Source organism: Paraburkholderia sp. PREW-6R, assembly GCF_039621805.1.
Lineage (GTDB): Bacteria > Pseudomonadota > Gammaproteobacteria > Burkholderiales > Burkholderiaceae > Paraburkholderia.
On sequence record NZ_CP155074.1, the window covers coordinates 875258 to 892126 of the forward strand.

16 protein-coding genes are annotated in these 16869 nt (G+C 63.9%); 8 read left to right on the forward strand and 8 right to left on the reverse strand.

Translation table 11 applies throughout. The features are described from left to right. Nucleotides 1–64 precede the first annotated feature (64 nt). From AAGS40_RS19135 to AAGS40_RS19155, 5 genes are all read left to right on the forward strand, one after another. Nucleotides 65–1081: an aldo/keto reductase gene (locus AAGS40_RS19135; protein ID WP_345816354.1), complete on the forward strand. Its 1017-nt coding sequence runs from the start codon at nucleotides 65–67 to the stop codon at nucleotides 1079–1081. 280 nt (nucleotides 1082–1361) lie between these two features. Further along, nucleotides 1362–2306 (forward strand): metallophosphoesterase, encoded by a 945-nt coding sequence (locus AAGS40_RS19140; RefSeq protein WP_345816355.1) that lies wholly within the window; start codon nucleotides 1362–1364, stop codon nucleotides 2304–2306. 81 nt (nucleotides 2307–2387) lie between these two features. After that, nucleotides 2388–2678, forward strand: a complete 291-nt coding sequence (locus AAGS40_RS19145; RefSeq protein WP_345816510.1) for a cupredoxin family copper-binding protein — start codon at nucleotides 2388–2390, stop codon at nucleotides 2676–2678. Between the two features lie 341 nt (nucleotides 2679–3019). Continuing rightward, nucleotides 3020–3808 (forward strand): hypothetical protein, encoded by a 789-nt coding sequence (locus tag AAGS40_RS19150; RefSeq protein ID WP_345816356.1) that lies wholly within the window; start codon nucleotides 3020–3022, stop codon nucleotides 3806–3808. Nucleotides 3809–3812: 4 nt separating this feature from the next. Then, a complete protein-coding gene (locus AAGS40_RS19155) occupies nucleotides 3813–4928 on the forward strand; it encodes a GGDEF domain-containing protein (RefSeq protein ID WP_345816357.1) in 1116 nt (371 codons plus the stop codon). 12 nt (nucleotides 4929–4940) lie between these two features. Here the strand turns inward: AAGS40_RS19155 and AAGS40_RS19160 are convergent, their stop codons facing one another. Beyond that, nucleotides 4941–5138 carry a DUF1289 domain-containing protein gene (locus AAGS40_RS19160; RefSeq protein ID WP_345816358.1) on the reverse strand — a complete coding sequence of 66 codons (198 nt, stop codon included), beginning with the start codon at nucleotides 5136–5138 and terminating at the stop codon, nucleotides 4941–4943. A gap of 211 nt (nucleotides 5139–5349) precedes the next feature. Here AAGS40_RS19160 and AAGS40_RS19165 point away from each other — a divergent pair, with 211 nt between their 5' ends. Further along, on the forward strand, nucleotides 5350–6183 hold the full coding sequence (locus AAGS40_RS19165; RefSeq protein WP_345816359.1) for a phytochelatin synthase family protein: 834 nt from the start codon (nucleotides 5350–5352) through the stop codon (nucleotides 6181–6183). A gap of 25 nt (nucleotides 6184–6208) precedes the next feature. Here AAGS40_RS19165 and AAGS40_RS19170 read toward each other — a convergent pair whose 3' ends face one another. From AAGS40_RS19170 to AAGS40_RS19190, 5 genes are all read right to left on the reverse strand, one after another. After that, nucleotides 6209–6820, reverse strand: a complete 612-nt coding sequence (locus AAGS40_RS19170; protein WP_345816511.1) for a glutathione S-transferase — start codon at nucleotides 6818–6820, stop codon at nucleotides 6209–6211. Nucleotides 6821–6966: 146 nt separating this feature from the next. After that, nucleotides 6967–7356, reverse strand: coding sequence for a VOC family protein (locus AAGS40_RS19175; RefSeq protein WP_345816360.1), 390 nt, complete (start codon nucleotides 7354–7356; stop codon nucleotides 6967–6969). 217 nt (nucleotides 7357–7573) lie between these two features. Continuing rightward, nucleotides 7574–9172: a glycogen synthase GlgA gene (gene glgA, locus AAGS40_RS19180; protein WP_345816361.1), complete on the reverse strand. Its 1599-nt coding sequence runs from the start codon at nucleotides 9170–9172 to the stop codon at nucleotides 7574–7576. Between the two features lie 368 nt (nucleotides 9173–9540). Further along, a complete protein-coding gene (locus AAGS40_RS19185) occupies nucleotides 9541–11013 on the reverse strand; it encodes a sodium:solute symporter (RefSeq protein ID WP_345816362.1) in 1473 nt (490 codons plus the stop codon). Next, on the reverse strand, nucleotides 11010–11225 hold the full coding sequence (locus AAGS40_RS19190) for a DUF3311 domain-containing protein (protein ID WP_345816363.1): 216 nt from the start codon (nucleotides 11223–11225) through the stop codon (nucleotides 11010–11012). Before AAGS40_RS19190 ends, AAGS40_RS19185 begins: the two co-directional genes overlap by 4 nt. Nucleotides 11226–11554: 329 nt before the next feature. On the opposite strand from AAGS40_RS19190, the gene AAGS40_RS19195 reads away from it, so the two are divergent. Continuing rightward, the gene (locus AAGS40_RS19195) at nucleotides 11555–12235 is read left to right on the forward strand and encodes a MarC family protein (protein ID WP_345816364.1); all 681 of its coding nucleotides are present in this window, start codon (nucleotides 11555–11557) and stop codon (nucleotides 12233–12235) included. A 16-nt stretch (nucleotides 12236–12251) separates the two neighbouring features. Here the strand turns inward: AAGS40_RS19195 and AAGS40_RS19200 are convergent, their stop codons facing one another. Together AAGS40_RS19200 and AAGS40_RS19205 are read right to left on the reverse strand one after the other, a co-directional pair. Continuing rightward, the gene (locus AAGS40_RS19200; RefSeq protein WP_345816365.1) at nucleotides 12252–14081 is read right to left on the reverse strand and encodes a cobalamin biosynthesis protein CobT; all 1830 of its coding nucleotides are present in this window, start codon (nucleotides 14079–14081) and stop codon (nucleotides 12252–12254) included. Nucleotides 14082–14094: 13 nt separating this feature from the next. Next, nucleotides 14095–15318 carry an AAA family ATPase gene (locus AAGS40_RS19205; RefSeq protein WP_345816366.1) on the reverse strand — a complete coding sequence of 408 codons (1224 nt, stop codon included), beginning with the start codon at nucleotides 15316–15318 and terminating at the stop codon, nucleotides 14095–14097. A 300-nt stretch (nucleotides 15319–15618) separates the two neighbouring features. Between AAGS40_RS19205 and AAGS40_RS19210 the strand changes: the two genes are divergently transcribed. Beyond that, on the forward strand, nucleotides 15619–16737 hold the full coding sequence (locus AAGS40_RS19210; RefSeq protein WP_345816367.1) for a porin: 1119 nt from the start codon (nucleotides 15619–15621) through the stop codon (nucleotides 16735–16737). Nucleotides 16738–16869 lie beyond the last annotated feature (132 nt).

The window sequence follows — 16869 nt, forward strand, 5'->3', positions numbered from 1 at the left end:
CACGACATGACGAATTGCCGTATCGTGCTGATTCAGCGTTTGGATTCCAAGGCGGGAACACGTGATGGCATTCTGGTCGAACGACGCACCCGCGCAAAGTGACCGGCGCGGCTTTCTGCGCACGGCGAGCCGTGCCGCCATGGCTTTACCCGTCTCGTTCGCGCTGCCGGGATGGACGGCGGCACACGCGCAAACACAGCCACTCCTGTCTTCCGGCGGCGCAACGCCTGCGCCGTCTGCCGCAACGCCGCCGGCGCAAATGGCGCGGCGTGTCATCCCCGCTACAGGCGAGCATTTGCCCGTGGTCGGTTGCGGCACATGGCGCACTTTCGACGTTGGCGACGATCCCGCCGCCCGCGCGCAACTCGCAGAGGTATTGCGGATCCTGTTCGACGCGGGCGGCTCGGTGATCGATTCGTCGCCAATGTACGGGACGTCGGAGCAGGTAGCGGGTGCGTTGCTCACGCAACTGGATGCACACCGCAAAGCATTTGTCGCCACCAAGGTGTGGACGGAAGGCGGCGAGGCGGGCGTCGCGCAGATGCGGGAATCGCTGCGCCGCTTTGAACAGCCGCGCATCGATCTGATGCAGGTTCACAATCTGCTCGACTGGCGCACGCAGCTTGCAACGCTGCGGGACTGGAAAGCACGCGGCACGATTCGCTACATCGGCGTGACGCATTACACGTCTAGCGCCTTCCCCGAAGTCGCGGCCGTGATGCGCAGCGAAAAACCCGACTTCGTACAGATCAACTACGCCGCCGACGACCGCTCGGCGCAGGAGCGCATCCTGCCCCTTGCCGCGGACCTCGGGATCGCCGTGATCGTCAATCAGCCTTTTGGCGGCGGCGGCCTGCTTGCGCGAGTGGGCAGGCAACCGCTGCCCGGGTGGGCAACGGAGATTGACTGTACGAGCTGGGCACAACTGCTTCTCAAGTTCGTCCTTGCGCAGCCCGCCGTCACCGTCGTCATTCCGGGAACCGGACGCCCGCAATACATGGCCGACAACGTTCAGGCCGGCTCCGGCCGACTGCCCGATCAGGCGATGTGCAGACAGATCGTGGCAGCGGTGAATGCATAGGGTAAGCGCCGGATACGTGACCGATGAGCCGTGTTCTGGTGGCCATGACGTGCGACCTGATTACCTGCATTCAGCCGCGAGCATGACGCGAAGGCATCGAGCGGAGACGCAAGCTGCCACGCATGGGCGGATAAGACGGCCGAGCAGGCAGATTTCTTAAGCCGAAGTGAAGAAATGCTGGAATAAAAGCGCAGGCATCGTGGTCTTGCAGATCAACCCGATCGCGAGGGCCGCTGGATTATCCGCGGCTCGGTAGGCGATTCTGGATCGTGAGGTCACCATGTCGTCACATCATTCGTTCGATCCGTCGCGTCGCGCCGCGTTGAGATGTCTTGCCTTCGGCGGCGTCGGCACCGTGTTCATGCTGGCGGGGGGTGTTCTTACGCCAGTGGATCTCGCGCTCGCAGCCGACGCGAGCGCGCCTGACCTGACCGCGGGCGTACCGCTTTTCCTGCAGATCAGCGATAGCCATATCGGCTTTAACAAGGAAGCCAATCCAGACGTTGCGGGCACGCTCAGAAAAACAATCGATTACGTCAACGCAATGCCGGTCAAACCCGCACTGACGCTGCATACCGGCGACATCACGCATCTTTCGAAGGCTTCCGAATTCGATCTCGCGGCGCAGTTACTGTCAGGCCTGAATATCACGGAACTGCACACCGTGCCGGGCGAGCACGACGTAACGGACGGCCCCGGCACCGAATACTTCAGCCGGTTCGGTAAAGCGTCGGATAATCGGGGCTACTACAGCTTCGACCATCGAGGTGTGCACTTTGTCGCGCTCGTCAACGTGATGCACTTCAAACCTAACGGTCTTGGCGGTCTCGGCGACGATCAGCTTGCGTGGCTCGCAGACGACCTGAAGGGCCGTTCGTCGAGCACCCCGGTCGTCGTATTCGCGCATATGCCGATGTGGACGATCTACGAGCCTTGGGGCTGGGGAACGGGCGACGCCGGTCAGGCCATGAGCTATCTGAAACGCTTCGGTTCAGTGACCGTGCTCAACGGTCATATCCATCAGATCGTTTCGAAAGTGGAGGGCAATATCACATTTCATACCGCGCGTTCCACCGCTTATCCGCAGCCGGCCGCTGGCAACGGCGACGGGCCCGGTCCGTTGACGGTGGCGAGCGACCAGCTTCCAGCAATGCTGGGCGTGACCAGCATCCGCATCGCGCAGCACCCGCTAAAAGCGCAACTAGTGGACGCGACGCTGGGTTGACAGCAGCGTTTTTAGTCTTAAAGGAGATTAGGTATGCAAACAGATACTATTGTTCGAACTGCCTGCTGCATGGTGCTGAGAATGGCGATCATGAGCGCCGTGTGCACGATGGTCCACGCACAAACGCCCGGCTCGGTGACGATCAGAAACTTCATGTTTTCGCCGATGGAGCTGACGATCAAGGCGGGTTCCACGGTGACATGGAAGAATCTGGACGGCGAGCCGCACACAGTGGTCAACGATGCAGGTATGTTCCGCTCGTCGGCGCTCGACCAGAACGACACGTACCAGTACACATTCGACAAGCCGGGCGTCTACCGAGTGTTCTGCGGCATCCATCCCAACATGAGGGAGACGATCACTGTGCAGTAGCGGTGAGCTGCGCACAGCGGTTGGGCAACCGGCGGCCTGTCATCTTCGCGCAAGTTCATTTCCGCCGAAAGACAGTCTAAAAACGCCAGCCGCAGTTGGTGCAATTGCAGGGGGTAGAACGTGACAAATGAACGCAGTCTGACGATCGACTGTTCGACGGGCCTGCTGGGTGCCCGTCTTTCGGGGCATGGTTGACTGGACCAACCGTGCACCGGAACGCTGCGGGGTTGCCGCGATTTACCACATAGCGCCCGGTTCGCGGTACAGTCGTTTTCCCGGCTGAAATCGTAGGATTACCTTTTGATCGACAGTCAGACCGAAGGACCTCGGAGTGAATTGCGATGTTCAACGAACCCGGCTCGTCCGACTTTGAATCGGGCAAGCGGCCAATCCGTTTTAATCAAGCTGAGCCCTCGGATGCATCAAAAAGCGGGCCATGGGATGCGCCGCTCCAGCCGGCGCGCTTCGGCCGCTTCGCGATCTGTGTAGCCGCGGCGAGCGCGCTCGCGCTCGGGGTGGTCGGAACGCTCGCGTACGGCGTCTGGTTCAACCGCGATCAGCAGTCCTATGTCGATGCAATCGCAGCCGCGAGGCAGGCGCTGCGTGCGCCGCCGTCCTCACCGCTCGAAGCGGTGCGGGCGAAGTCCGCCGCGTTGTCCTCCGGCGCAAGTTCGGCCGGGAGCGCGTCGTCGTGGTCGCCGGACGCCCGTGCGGTGAACCGACAAACCGGCGCAGGCCGCGAGCAGGGGGTCGAAGCGGATCGCCGGCGGGCGGTCTGGTCGGGCGAGGTGACCCCTGCCTCGCCAGATGCAAACGCGAGCAATCCGGCCGCCGAAGGCGCCACGACGCAAGCCGGCTCGGCTCAGAACGCACGTTCGCCGCAATCGGCGCAGTCAGCGCTTGCCGCTCGCCCGAGCCGGCGCGGCGCGTCGGCCGATTCCACGGCGCAACAGACCGCTGCCGCGCATTCCGGCAAAGAAGCCCGAAGCACTCAACAGGACCGGCGCACGGCCGCGGCTAACGCCAGACGCAAGGACACGCTTCTCGCGCGGGTGAGCCATTTTTTCCAGCGCGTCAGCTACCGGCAACATGGCGGCGCCAACCAGCAAGATCTCTACTCGCACCCGTAAGCGAATGCCCGCACGCCAGGCACGCATCACGCACGCCGCGATCATGCGCTATCGACCGGGCCCCGCGACGATTGCCGTGGCGTCGCTGCTCTGTTTGCTGATCGGCCTGCTGTACGTGGCGCTGCAGATGCGGACCGTATTTTCCGACCAGCTCAGGCAGGAATATGCGGGCCTCGTGGTCGAGTCGCTCGAACATGCGCAAAGCGCGCGCAACGAAGCCGGCGTCTGGCAGCAAGCCGGTTCGCAAAGCAGTCAGGCCACTATGAACGGCTACCGGCGCGCGCGCGCTGAACTCGCGCACCGCCTCGCGCTGTTCGCGGCGCTCGTGAACGCGAGTCCGGCGGAGCCCCGGCATGCGGCACCGTCGGTGCCGGGCCCCGATACGGATCTCGTCGACACCGACGCGCTGCTCGCTCACGAGTTTGCCTACTGGCGTGCTCAACGTGATGGCGCCAGTGCCGAAATGCACACACGCATCACACAGGCGGCGCATACGGTCATCGCGCTGGCGGCGCTGCTTTTTTGCTTGCTGCTCACCGCGCTTGGCATGTACGCGAGGCGCAACCGTCAGCTGGTGGGCCAATCGCGGGAATTTGAACACGCGGCGCTGCACGATCCGATGACCGGGCTTGCGAACCGCAGCAAGTTCTTCTCGACGCTGGAGCAGGCGGCGGCGCAGCCGCATGACGCGTTCGTGCCGCGCAGCATGGCCGTGCTGTATATCGATCTGGACGGTTTCAAGAAGGTCAACGACACGCTCGGTCACCGCGTCGGCGATGAGTTCCTGATTTCGGTGTCCCGGCGTTTTCGCGAGTCACTGCGCAAGGTAGACGTCGTGGCGCGAATCGGCGGCGACGAGTTTGTTGTGCTCATTCCCGCCTTTTCCAGCCACGCGGAACTGGAAGAGATCGCGCAACGGCTCATTGCGTGCGTCGTACGCACGGACGAGCAGATTGGCATCGGAACCGTGCGCGCGAGTATCGGCATCGCGACTTTTCCCGATGTGGTCGACGATCATCGTCGTCTCGTTGCCGCGGCCGATCACGCGATGTACGAAGTCAAGCGGGGCGGCAAGAACGGTTATGCGTTCGTCGCTGCGCAGGCGCAGCCGGCTGCATGAGAGCGGCGCGCATCAGGCGTCGTGCGTGGGCACGGTCTGCGGCTTGAGCGCAAGCGCACGACGCGTTCTCTCTTCAAGCACCCGAAGGCGGCGATCGTCCGTCATGGTTTTCCATTCGCGGATTTCGTCGCGTGTGCGCAGGCACCCGACGCAGAAACCTGTCGTGCCGTCGAGCTTGCAGATGTCGACGCAGGGCGATGGGATAGGCATGGTTCAATGAGTTGTGGTTCAGAAAGGCTAGCGATCATAGCCGATGCACGCCGGGCCGCGTCATTCGTCCTGTATAAACGCGCCGGTGCCGTGCAACGCAACGTCGTGTTTCGTGTTAAAAAACGGGAGCCCGGCGGCCGATGCGGCTGACCCTTGCCATGCACACCGGGCGCGACGAAGTCATTCCGGTCCATCTGCAGCGGGAAGGTCAATGTTCAGAGAATCGATGATGCGCGCCACGACGCGCGGGCGCCATGCAGCGTGGCTGGCCGCGGGCTTTGCAGCCATGCTCGGCGCGTGCAGCGCAACGCAGCAGCCGGTCAACGGCATCGCGGCGGGCACGCAGGCACAGGCCGCGCAAGCGCAGCCACCCGCGGCCATTGCCGCCGACGGCCCCTTGCCCGTTCCGCCGAATCTCGTCGCGCTCGCCCAACCGGCCGGGCAGAAGCGACTGATGTCGAGTGCCTACAAGCAGTCGTACTGGCCGCTGTCGCAGTATTTCGAAACCCAGCGCAATGAGGCGTACTGCTCCGTCGCCACGTCGGTCATGGTGCTCAATGCGTTGGGCATCCGCCGTCCGCCATCGAGCCTCTATCCGGACTTTCCGTTCTTTTCGCAAGCGGACTTTTTCCGCGGCATCGACGCGCAGGTCGCCAATGCGGCGCAGGTATCGAGAGAGGGAATGACGCTCGACCAGCTCGCGGCAGCACTCACCACTTTTCCCGTCGACGTGAAAAAGTACCATGCGAACGAACTGACATTGAGCCAGTTTCGCAGCCTGATCCGCGAAACGACAGCGCGTCGCGACCGCTTCGTGCTGCTCAACTTCAAGCGTGTGGAGATCGGCGAGACGGGCGGCGGTCACTGGTCGCCACTCGGCGCATACGACGCCCGAACCGACAGTGCGCTGCTGCTCGACGTAGCCCGCTACAAATATCCGGCGGTGTGGGTGCCGCTTCCGAAACTCTATGCGGGCGCGCTGTCGGTGGATAACGTCAGCAATCTGCCGCGCGGTATCGTGATCGTCGGCAAGCGGGCGGAGTGAGCGACATGCAGGCCGGCGGCGAGCCTCACTCGTCTTCGTTGCGCCATTCAGTGAGCCGCTCGCGCGCCACCAGGTCGATGAACGACGGCAGCGCGCGCATACGGCGTATGTAGCCCGAAAGGTGCGGCCAGCCCGTGGCGGGTCGCGGCATGTTGCGCGACCAGCGCATCAGCACGATGGCGAGAAAGTCCGCCGTACTGAGCGCGTTGCCGACGAGAAAACGATGTCCGCCGGCAAGCTGCGCGTCGAGGCGGTCCCAGGCGGCCTCGATGCGACGCTGTGCGAGCGCGCGAACGGCTTGCGCGTCGGCGGCCGGGGCGCCGTCTATGTCGGCATAGAACCAGTCGCGCATCGCGGGCAGCACGGTGTTGGCCAGGTAAATCATCATTTCCAGCCAGGCGGCGCGATTCGGAAAACCGGCGCCGGGTGCGAGCGCCGCCTCCGGGTGGCGCTCCGAGAGCAGCATCAGCAAAGCCGCCGTCTCGTGACGCGGCGTACCGTCCACGATCATCGTCGGCACGCGACCCGCTGGATTGAGCCGCAGATACGCGGGATCGCGCTGCGCGTCAACGTCGATATCGACGAGCTTCGCCTCGAACGGTATCGCCATTTCGATCAGCATCCAGTGCACGGCCATGCTCGCCGCGCCCGGCGAGTAGTACAGGATATAAGGCGTATAGGGCGGCGGGTCGGCGAGATTGCTTTGCGGGCGCGACGCGCGCTGCGCTCCCGCCGCGCTCGCGCGCGGCCGGCTTTTCGTACGCGGCGTGCGTTCGCGCCAGTTCATGCCCACCCCGCATTTTGCAGGACGATCCGATAGCCGTCCGGGTCTTCGAATGTTTTGCCGCGAACCTGCCAGTATGGATTGTCCGGTTCGCATTCGTTCGCGCCGAACGCCTGCAGCCGCTCGACCGCAGCGGCCCATTCATCCTGATCGGGGAGGTAGAGTACGAGCAGATGCTCGGTGGTCGGCGCGCGTCCGGCGCTCACGCCATGCTGTCGGGTGAACTCGATATGCCAGGGGGTGCCGGGGCGGCCCAGCACGACGCCGTCGAAGCCCTGGTGATCATTGAACTGGGCGAGCAATTCGAAGCCCAGCCCGGCGCGGTAGAACTCGGCGACTCGCGTCAGATTGTCGGTGGGGCGGGCTACACGAAGAACATGCGACGGCATCTGCGGCTCCACGAAATGCTCACGTGGTTGACAGCTTACCGGTTTGCGCGCGAAACCGCTCGAAGTGATCGCACTTGCGCTCCATCCACAGGTGCATCGCAGATAGTGCAAAAGTTAGCGCGAACTCAGAGTCAGCGCAACGCGACCCTCATTCACACGTCATGTTCTCGCCGGCCACGCAACGCCGCGTGACCGGTCAGCCTGTCGACTGCACCCTTCATGCAGTGAGCGCCATATCGGCCGCCGCCACACTGAACGCTTCTTCGGCGAGAACGCGACGCGAGCCGGCCGTGGAAGCACGCGCCCGCACAGGCGTCTTGCGAACAGGCGTATCGCGCAGCGCCGGGCGCGCGTCGACGAGACCGGCGTAGAGCGCCAGATAGTTCGACGTCGAGGACTCCCAGCCGAAGTCGCGGCTCATGGCATTACGTTGCAATGCGTGCCACGAGGCCGGCTGCACGAAGGAGGCCAGCGCGCGTCCGACCGCATGCACGACGTCGCCATGAGACTCGCCGTCGAACAGGAAGCCCGTGGCGACTTCCTCACCGCGCCCTTCATGCGGCGCATAGTCGACGATCGTGTCCGCCAGTCCGCCGACGCGCGACGCCACCGGAATCGTGCCGTAGCGCATTGCATAGAGCTGCGTCAGTCCGCACGGCTCGAAGCGGCTGCCATGCAGCAGGATGTCGGCGCCGGCATGCAGCATGTGCGCGCGTCGTTCGTCGTAGCCGATCTGCACGCCGACCCGGCCAGGCCATGCCGCGGCGAGATCTTCTAACGCCTGTTCGAGATGGCGCTCGCCCTGTCCGAGAATCGCAAACTGCAAACGCGGGTGCTGTTCGAGCAGCGCGGGTAGCGCCTGCACCACCACGTCGGCGAGTTTCTGCTCGGTCAAACGGCTGCCGATCGCCACCAGCGGCGCGAACGGGTCGCGCGTCAGCCCGAATGCCTGCTGCAGTTCACGCTTGCAGGCCTGCTTGCCGGCGGTGTCGTCGACGGAATAGCGGCGGGCGATCAGTATGTCTGCCGCCGGATCCCACGTTGCCGTGTCGATACCGTTGACGATGCCCGACAGCTTGGCATGCTGGGCCTGCAACACGCCTTCCATCCCATGGCCGAAATGCGGCGTCAGGATTTCGCTTGCATACCGCTGGCTGACGGTCGTCACACGATCCGAATGGACGATGCCCGCTTTCATCATGCTCAGCGAGCCATAGAATTCGATGCTGCGCTCGTCGGAGAGCGCCGGCGCCAGCAGTTCCGGCGGCACGCCGATCCAGCCGCCCATCGCGAGCGGATGATTGCCCTGAAACGCGAGGTTGTGAATCGTGAAGACGCTTTTCGCGGCAACGCCGGCGAGGCGCATATAAAGCGGCGTCAACCCTGCATGCCAATCGTGCGCGTGCACGATATCGGGGCGCTTGACGTTGCGCACGCCGCGCGCGATTCGCGTGGCGGCGGCCGAAAGCGACGCGAAGCGCGTGAGATTGTCGAGGTAATCGCGGCCCTGCGCGTCGCGATACAAGCCTTCGCGTGCGAACAGGTGATTCATCTGCAACAAGAGCACCGGCACGCCCGTGTCGGGCATGTGGCCGCGAAGCAGCTTGGCATCGCCGCCTGGCAGGCTGGTCATGCGTGCAACATACTGGACATCGACCGCGCCGGCGAGCGCTGCGGGATAAGCGGGCATCAGAATCGTTACATCGACGCCGGCATCGCGGAGCGCGGCGGCGTAGGCACTGACCATGTCGCCAAGGCCGCCGGATTTAGCGAGCGGTAAGGCTTCCGAAGCGACAAGAAGAACGTTGAGCGACAAAATGGCCCCCAAGGACGGGATTTTTGCACTTGCGCAGTGCAGTGAAATTCACTGACGCAAGCAGCAGCAAGGGGTGTGCCTAGGGATGTAAAAGAAAGTGTGCGCTGTTACACGTTTCTGCTGCGGTGCAGGAGCGTTGCATGCAGCATGCCTAAGAAATTAACAGGCACACATTTTTTCATTCATGTGTAGATTTGACGGCCAGGAGGCGGCCGTACGTGACGCGATGCAATGTAACCATGTGATTCGCGTTTTGCGTATTTTGAAGACTTCGTCGGGGTACGCTCGCTGACATGAAAAGGCCGTTGCCCGAAGGCAACGGCCCTTCATCGACTCCCACATGCGCGGAAGCCGTCACAGCGTCAGCGTCAATGAACTGCCGCGGGGGTCTTGCCCACGGCACGCGATCGCGTCATTGCGCTAACCACCACAAATACGATCACGTTCACGGCGAGCGCGACAAACCCGATGTTGATGTCTTTCAGCGTATCGGGGAGAAACGGCATCAACTGCCCGATGCTCAGGTGCATCGTGGTCGTTGCGGCGACCACTGCGACCCCTGCAAGGATCCCGCAAAACGCGCCTTGCTTCGTCGCGCGGTTATTCGGCAGCAGCGCGCAGATCACGGCCGGAAACAGTTGCGTGACGAAGCTGTAACCCATCAGCAGCAGCGCGACGATCGTCTCTCCGCCGTGCAGCGTGAACCCCACCGCGACGAGAGCGACCACCGGCACCAGAATGCGGGCGAGGCTCGTGACGGTTGCGTCCGACGCGTTGCGGCTCACCATTCCGCGATACACGTCGTTGGCGAGCAGCGTCGACGCGGACGTGAGGATCATCGAGCCGGGCACGAGCGCGGTCAGAATCCCGGCCGCGCCGATTACGCCGACAAACCATGGGTCGAACGTCTGCAGCGACAGGCGAAACAGCGACAGGTCGATGTCGCCGCCCTTCAGACCCGGCACCTTCAGCGTCGCCGCGAATCCCACGAAGAACACGAATAGCAGGATCAGCTGATAGAGCGGCAGCACGATCGCGTTGCGGCGGAAGATGCGTTCGTCCCGAGCGGTGTAGATGGAACCGAAGGTGTGCGGCCACATGAAGAAGCCTAGCGCCGTCAGCAGCACGGTGGACTGAAACCACGCAACGCTCGACCCCTTGGCCGGGAAGGTCAGGAAGCCAGGGCGTGCCGCGTCGATTGCGCGGAACATGTCGCCAAAGCCGCCGTAATAGTGCAAAGGCAGATAGATGCCGAGGAAAAGCACGATCGCCAGAATCAGCAGATCCTTGACGACCGAGTTCCATGCCGAGCCGCGCACGCCGGAGACGATCACATAGGCCGTCACCACGATTGCGCCGATCCACACCGCCGCCGTCGACGAAATCGCGCCGTACGAGGCCGTCGCCACGATGATGCCGAGGCCCTTGAGTTGCAGCACGAGGTAAGGAATCAGCGCGGCCACACCGACCAGCGCAACCAGCACGCCGAGCGCCGGGCTCTCATATTTACGTGCGAAGAAGTGCGGCTGCGACACCAGGTGATGCTGTTTCGCGTAGCGCCAGATCGGCGGCAGCATCCAGTAAGAGAGGATGTACGCGAGCGTGCCGTACGCGAGGATGTAGTAGACAGGCGCGCCCTTGCCATAGGCGAAGCCGCTGCCGCCGAGGAACGTGAAGGTCGTGTAGATCTCGCCCGCCATCAGCAGGAACACGAACGCGGTGCCGAAGCTGCGGCCGCCCACGGTCCATTGTTCCAGGCTCATGTCGTGGCCGCGCCGTGCTCGCACGCCGAGATACAGCGCAAACAGCGTGATGGCCGCAATGATGATAAGTGCGCTCATGGACGGATCTCCTCGCCGCTGGCGGCGATCTCGCGATTGGTCCCATCGAGGAGGTAAATGACCCCCATGATGATCGAGCTGAGCACCACCCACATGACGATCCAGGCCAGGACGAACGGCATGCCGAGCATCAGCGGCTCGACCCGGTTGACGAACGGAACGCCAAGCAGAATGCCGATGAACGGCAAAGCGGCGAGTACGCGAAGCAACATAGGAACAACTCCTCGAACGGTAGGTACGTTTCGTTGAAAGTGCGGCTTCGCTGGCGACTGTATGCCCGATACTTCAGTCGCGTAAAGCAGGTCAAAATTATGTAGGCTTTCTGAAAGTTGCAAATTCATCTTTCGGTTCGCGTCTGCTGCGGCGCAATGCCGGCCCTCGCGCGTGCGAGACCACCGCGGGCTACCGCGCCCCGTGGCGTGCGTCGCGCGGGGAGGCATTTTTTGGGGGCATGATTGGCGCGGCGCGATATCATCTCGCCACGCAACGCGAGCCGGCTCTGGTCATGGAGGCAGGACCGGCCCTTCACAACGGAACCTATATGGTCGAAAGTCTGATTTCGGACATTCTGTTTGGTTTTACCGGACTGATCAGTATCATCAACCCGATCGGCATTGCCTTCGTCTTCCTCGACCGCACTGCGTCGCTGACGACCGAGGAGCGCACCGCGCTTGCGCGCAAGATCGCTATCAATGTGGTGTGCGTGCTGCTAGTGGCGTTTTTCATCGGCACGCCGATCCTGCATTTCTTCGGGATTTCCATGCAGGCGCTGCGCATTGGCGGTGGCCTTGCGGTCGCCGTGGGCGGCTGGCAGATGCTCAACGCGCCGGACACCGCGCCGCCCGCCGAGCAGCCCGCGGTCAAGCGCGTAGATGCGGACAACGCAACGTCGAAAGCGTTTTTCCCGCTCACCATTCCGTTGACCACCGGCCCGGGTTCGATTGCCACCGCCATTGCGTTGACCGCGAACCGCACGCACAAGCTGTCCGCGTTCGTGCTGTCGAGCGTCGCATCGGTGGTGATTTCGCTCGCCGTGGCGGTGACGGTCTATCTGATTTATAGCCGCGCCGTAATCTTTGCACGTTATCTCGGCGTGGAGGGCACCAAGGTGGCGATGCGCGTCTCGTCCTTCCTGCTGCTGTGCATTGGCGTGCAGATCATGCTGACCGGATTCTCCGAATTCCTGATTCCGATCGCGACGATGCAGCCGGTCGCCCGCTAGGCAAAGTGCATCAGAGTTAGCGCGTGAGCAGCATCGAGCTGAGCACCGAGAACACGATGGACGGCAAGTCCGCGAGGCGGCTCACGACGACGTTGTGCGGATAGAAGTCTTCCACCGCGTCCGTCAGCACGCCAATCCCGACCAGTTCGATCCCGCGCTTGCCGATCGCCGCCACCCGCTCGCGCAAGTCGCTGCGCAGCACTTGCGGATCGCCGTCGCCGGTGGACGGATAGCCGTCGGAAAACACGATCAGAATACGCCGCGCGGCCGGATGATCGGCGAGCCGGGTGGCCGCCCATGCGAGCGCTTCTCCGTCCGGGTTTTCGTGACCGCAATCGATCGCGGCGATCCCGCTCAGGTCCGTGGCGCCGAAGCGCTTGTACACCTTCAGGTCGAGCCGCTCGACGAAGCGGTTGTAACGGCGCAAGTCGGCACCGGCCGCAAGCTGGCGTTCGTAAAGCTGCTTCATCGGCGCGGATTCGACCGAGCAGTAGCCGAGCACTTCGCAATCGAACGATAACTGCGTGAGCGTATCGCACAGCGCCGTCGCGCACAGCCGCGCAAGCTCGATCTTGCGTCCGGCCATCGACCCGCTGCGGTCGATCAGCAGCGTGACGGCCACATCACGCCCTTTGGTGGCGCGCTGCGTGCGAAACGGCGTCCGGTAGCCCGGCTGCGTGGCGAGCTTCACGAGCGCCGTGCGATCGATCTCACCGCGCTCCTGTTCACCGCGCCAGCGCGTACGCTCGTCGGCGCTCAGCGCACGTTCGAGCCTGTCCCTGAGCGGCGCGGTGTCGGCGCGCGCGGCGGCGCGCAATTCGCGCCATGCGGCGCTGTCGCCTTGACCGGTGAGGTCGGTGATTTCGTCGAACTCGGTGGCGAGCGGGATCGAGAGCATCGCGCGCGACACGTCGGCCGGCGTCGCCGCCACGCCTTCGGCGCGCGCCGAAGGCTGCTGCGCGTCGTCGGGCGATCGCCCCATGCCGACCGCGCTGTCGGACTGTGCGCCGCCGCTGCGATCGGACGGCGGCGTAGGCGCGTTCTCGTGATCGGGCAGGGCAGCGTCGTCGTTAAACGGCGCCGACGAGGCGGGCGCCGTGTCCGTATCGATATCTTCGAGCGGGTCTGCGGTGAACACCATACTGTTCGCGTCGCCCGCCGACAGCGCGCGCACGCGCGCCACCCACGCGTGCGCCGTCGCGATGCTGTGCGCGGTCGACTGGCTGGAACGCGCCTGCTGGAACAGATCATCGGACGCGCGGAGCGCGGCCAGCAGCGAGTGGCTTGCTTCGCTGCGCGTGGGCGCTTCGTCCCACAATGCGCGCTCGACCAGCCACACCAGCCGTTCGCGCCAGCGCAGCTTCGGCCAGCGCCGCGCGACGCGCTCGGCGGCATGCTCACGCAACCGGCCGATAAACCAGCGTGCGCCGGGGTATTCGTCGAGCAATTGCGCGCAGACACGCCGGTCGTCGATCACCTGGGCGATCTGCGCGGCGACGCCATCCGGCATGGCGTCGATCTGCGCCGGAGATGCGTGCTTGGCGCGCGCCACCAGCAGGTCCAGATAACCCGTCAGCACGTCGCGCCCAACACTGTCGGTCAACCCGAAATCCGGAATCACGATCCGTCCAGGCTCGACCCGCGGTCCCTCTGGGCTGAACACGACCGTGACGCCGTACTGGCCTGTCAGTACGCGCGCTACCTTGCCGAGCGTGGACTCGAACGCGAAGCCGCGAGTGTCGCGAGTGTTGCTAGTGTCGCGAGTATCGCGACCGTCGTGCACGGCGCGTGTGCGAGGTGCGCCATCTCCGTCACCTCTGGCGTGCATGCGCTGATGGGCGTTCACGGTTGCTTCACCGTCACGCGGCCGGCGCGATGTGGTGGCGAATGATCCCGCGAATCAGCGCGGCGTCCTCGGGACTGACCTTCGCGTAGATCGCCGGGCCGGCCGCCCGTTCGGGGTCGCCGGTGCGCAGCATCAGTTCGGCCCAGTCGAGCAGGCGGCGCGTCGAAAACGCGCTCGACAGGTCTTCGCGGGCGAACGCCGCGCGGCAGTCGGCGGCAATGGCGGCCAGGGTGGCGGCGAGCGCGCGCGTCATATGCGGGGCGAGCGTGCGCACCAGCACGTCGGACTCCTCGGCGGGCGTCAGGTAATCGAGCATATGGACGCGCCAGCGGTCGAGAAACGCCTCGTTCATCAGATTTGCGCCCTGATACAGATGGCGGAACTGGCTCATCGCGCCCACCGCGTTGGCGGTGGCGAACAACCGGAATGCGGGATGCGGCGCAACGATTTCATTGCCCCTTTCCTTCAACACCAGGCGGCCGTGCGGCTCCAGCACAGCGGTCAGTGCTGCGAGGATCGACGGCTCGGCGAAATCGATTTCATCGACGATCAGCCAGTGACCCTCACGCATCGCCGTGGGCAGCACACCGTCCACCCAGAGCGTCTCGCCGCCCTTGACGGTCCAGAAACCGACAAAGTCGCCCGCCGTGGTCTGTCCGTTCATATTGGCGCGCAGCACGCCGTGCAGCGAACGCGCCGCGACCTGCTCGATCAGGCTCGTCTTGCCCGCACCGGTGTGCCCGATCAGCATGACGCGGCGGTTTTCGACGATGTCCTGAACGATGTCGTCAAAACGCGCCGGAAACAGATAGGCCGGGTTGACGCGCGGCACGAGGGGATGGGCGACGCCGCGCGGCACCTGCACCGTGCCGACCTGCACGGTGCCGTTCCCGTGGTCCGCCACGAGGCCGTTCGTGCGTCTCGCGCGCGCGGCCGCACGCTGCAACTCGCTGATGAAACCGACGCGTCCGGCAGCGCGCTCGTCGCTCGCGGCTTCGCCGATATCGATTGCAAATCCTTCACGACGCCATTTTTTCAGCTTGGCACGAAGATTCTCCGCGTCCACGACGAGGTCGATATCCACCGAGCCCGCAACCTCCGGCTGATCGATACCGTGTTCGAGCCGGTAGCTCTCCGGGCGGTCGGCCACGCTGACGCGCCACCATTCGATGCCGGTTTCCGTCGTGCGCTGATAGAGGCCTAGCGGGTCGTCTTCGGTCAATTCGGGCGCATTCATAGGGGCGGCGGTGAAAGTGGGCGGCGGTGCCTGCGGCCGGTTGGCCGAGGCTCGATGACCGACTATCTTATCTCGGGCGCAATGGATCCTTCGTCAGCCGCTCGACGCCGATGCCAGTGCGCACGTGGAAGTTTTTTTCCTGGCTATTGTCGAGTGCGCCGCGAGCAAATCATTATTGCGGCAAACGGGTAGGCTATCAGCCTCGATTCACCTATAGTTCGACCGCCATTTTGTAGTTTGGCAACACGACAAGCGCACGATTTTGCCCCCAATCGCAGCACAAGAACTCACGGCAAAACAATGAGACTTTCTTCCAGACTGATCGCGGCAATGGCGCTGGCGAGTCCGCTCGCCGCATCGCTCGCTTATGGTCAAACCAGCGTCATCTTGTACGGCCGGCTCGACGCCGGCGTCGAATATCTGAATCACATCGATACCGGCGCGAACGGCAGTGCCACGCGCTGGAGCGCCGAAGGCGGCGACTGGGGCACCAGCATGCTCGGCCTTAAGGGCAACGAGGACCTCGGCGGCGGACTGAACGCCATCTTCAATCTCGAAACCGGCCTGCAAGTGATGAACGGCACCACGGGCGGCGGCCGGCTCTGGTCCCGGCGCGCGTTCGTGGGCCTGAAGAGTTCGGAGTGGGGCACGTTGCAGGCCGGCCGCAATCTGTTCATCGACAGCGACGGCGTGTGGGAATTCGACCCGTTCGTGCAGGAAGCGTTTTCGTCGGCGTCGCTCGTGCGGGGACGCAACTGGCAGCAGACCAACAATAATGTCGAATATCACAGCCCGGTGTTCTGGGGTTTCGACGTTCAGGCGCAATACGCGTTCGGCAACCAGGCCGGCGCATTCAACAGCGGTGCGACTGGCGAGTCCGGGCGTTCGGACGGCATCATGCTGACGTACCACTCGACCCTGTTCGACGTGCGCGGCATCTACGACGAACTGCGCGACAGCAATGGCCGTCTGAGCAATATCCTGCAGTCGTCGCGCGAATATTTTGTCGGCGCGAACGTGCATTTCGACGACATAAAGATCCAGGGCGCCTATACGCATTACGCAGCGCCGGATTCGCCGGTGGGCGTAGCAGACAGCGCCGATCATTACTGGCTCGGCGCGACCTACAACTTTCTGCCGCGCTGGGCGGTCACGGCCGGCGGCTACTACATCCGGGTCGGCGACGGTAACGGCGACGCGACGCATGATCCGTCCGGACATGCGGCCATGTACGTGCTCGGCACCACGTACAACCTGTCGAAGCGAACCTTCCTGTACGGCACGGTGGGCTATGTGCGCAACAGCAGCAATGCGAACTTCTCGCTCGAAGCAACGCCGCGCGACACCACGCCGAACACGAGCCCGCTCGTCGGCGAATCGCAGACGGGCGCCTATGTCGGCATGCTGCATCAGTTCTGAAGCGGGCGTCGCATCGCATCTGGCGAGCCGCTAAGAGCGGAGCCGCTTAGAGCAGCGCCGCAAAAGGCCGAGCCGCGAAAGGCAGCGCCGCAAAAGGCCGAGCCACCAAAGGCCGAGCCACGAAGGGTCAAC

What these genes read in the sequence shown, in the direction of transcription:
- AAGS40_RS19135 (WP_345816354.1), top strand. Translation starts at nt 65, where the DNA reads ATGGCATTCTGGTCGAACGACGCACCCGCGCAAAGTGACCGGCGCGGC.
- AAGS40_RS19140 (WP_345816355.1), top strand. Translation starts at nt 1,362, where the DNA reads ATGTCGTCACATCATTCGTTCGATCCGTCGCGTCGCGCCGCGTTGAGA.
- AAGS40_RS19145 (WP_345816510.1), top strand. Translation starts at nt 2,388, where the DNA reads ATGGCGATCATGAGCGCCGTGTGCACGATGGTCCACGCACAAACGCCC.
- AAGS40_RS19150 (WP_345816356.1), top strand. Translation starts at nt 3,020, where the DNA reads ATGTTCAACGAACCCGGCTCGTCCGACTTTGAATCGGGCAAGCGGCCA.
- AAGS40_RS19155 (WP_345816357.1), top strand. Translation starts at nt 3,813, where the DNA reads ATGCCCGCACGCCAGGCACGCATCACGCACGCCGCGATCATGCGCTAT.
- AAGS40_RS19160 (WP_345816358.1), bottom strand. Translation starts at nt 5,138, where the DNA reads ATGCCTATCCCATCGCCCTGCGTCGACATCTGCAAGCTCGACGGCACG.
- AAGS40_RS19165 (WP_345816359.1), top strand. Translation starts at nt 5,350, where the DNA reads ATGTTCAGAGAATCGATGATGCGCGCCACGACGCGCGGGCGCCATGCA.
- AAGS40_RS19170 (WP_345816511.1), bottom strand. Translation starts at nt 6,820, where the DNA reads ATGGCCGTGCACTGGATGCTGATCGAAATGGCGATACCGTTCGAGGCG.
- AAGS40_RS19175 (WP_345816360.1), bottom strand. Translation starts at nt 7,356, where the DNA reads ATGCCGTCGCATGTTCTTCGTGTAGCCCGCCCCACCGACAATCTGACG.
- AAGS40_RS19185 (WP_345816362.1), bottom strand. Translation starts at nt 11,013, where the DNA reads ATGAGCGCACTTATCATCATTGCGGCCATCACGCTGTTTGCGCTGTAT.
- AAGS40_RS19190 (WP_345816363.1), bottom strand. Translation starts at nt 11,225, where the DNA reads ATGTTGCTTCGCGTACTCGCCGCTTTGCCGTTCATCGGCATTCTGCTT.
- AAGS40_RS19195 (WP_345816364.1), top strand. Translation starts at nt 11,555, where the DNA reads ATGGTCGAAAGTCTGATTTCGGACATTCTGTTTGGTTTTACCGGACTG.
- AAGS40_RS19205 (WP_345816366.1), bottom strand. Translation starts at nt 15,318, where the DNA reads ATGAATGCGCCCGAATTGACCGAAGACGACCCGCTAGGCCTCTATCAG.
- AAGS40_RS19210 (WP_345816367.1), top strand. Translation starts at nt 15,619, where the DNA reads ATGAGACTTTCTTCCAGACTGATCGCGGCAATGGCGCTGGCGAGTCCG.